The sequence below is a fragment of the Myxococcus sp. AB056 genome (assembly GCF_006547365.1).
Classification (GTDB): domain Bacteria; phylum Myxococcota; class Myxococcia; order Myxococcales; family Myxococcaceae; genus Myxococcus; species Myxococcus virescens.
Window position 1 is genome coordinate 1 of the sequence record NZ_VHLB01000208.1, and the last position, 670, is coordinate 670.

At 68.2% G+C, this 670-nt stretch carries 1 pseudogene; it reads left to right on the top strand.

Features of this window, described 5'->3' with window-relative positions:
• Nucleotides 1–304 precede the first annotated feature (304 nt).
• A pseudogene (locus FMP39_RS38380) lies at nucleotides 305–670 on the top strand (hypothetical protein); the annotation flags it as partial.

Sequence of the window (670 nt, forward strand, 5' to 3'; positions counted from 1 at the left end):
GTGGGGGGACGGGCGGGGAGGGTGATTGGCTTTGCTAGGTGGGCTTCTCCAAGGTCACGGCGGGTCGCTGCCGTGTCGAGCGCTCAACGAGCATCCGTCAAAAGTATTTCGTATTCAACACGCGATTTCGCGCCTGCTTGCTCTCCAGGCGCCAGCCGGGGCGTACCTTGTTTCTGTTTCATTCGGCGTGATTGGAATTGTTTGTCATTGTGCGATGCGGGCACTGGAAACGCGCTGGGCGTGAGGCTTTCGATGCACTGCGGGCCCGGGCAGGCGCCGGAGTGCACTGCGACGCGAGTCGGGGGTGTGCGGTGGGGAGCGAACAGTCCCACACCCCTGGCGGCCGGAGGCGCGAGGTGCAGGCCGGCGCTACAACACCCCCGGTCGTACCGGCGACGCGAAGGACCGGCGCTCGACTCACACAGCGTCATCCTTCAGGGAGGTGACCATGAACCCGGCTTCGGGCTCGTGCGTTGCGTGTGGGGCGCGTTTCCTGGGAGGCGTACTGGCGTGTCCGCGGAGCGCGGCGGGGGTACCCCGGGACGCGCCGGTCCGCCGATGGGCGCCAGGGTTGTGCCACCCGCCGCTGGTGGGACGCGTCGCGGTGCTGAAGCGGCTGATGGGGCTGGCGGAGGATGTGCGGCGCGGGTTGGGACGGGCGGTGTGGTTG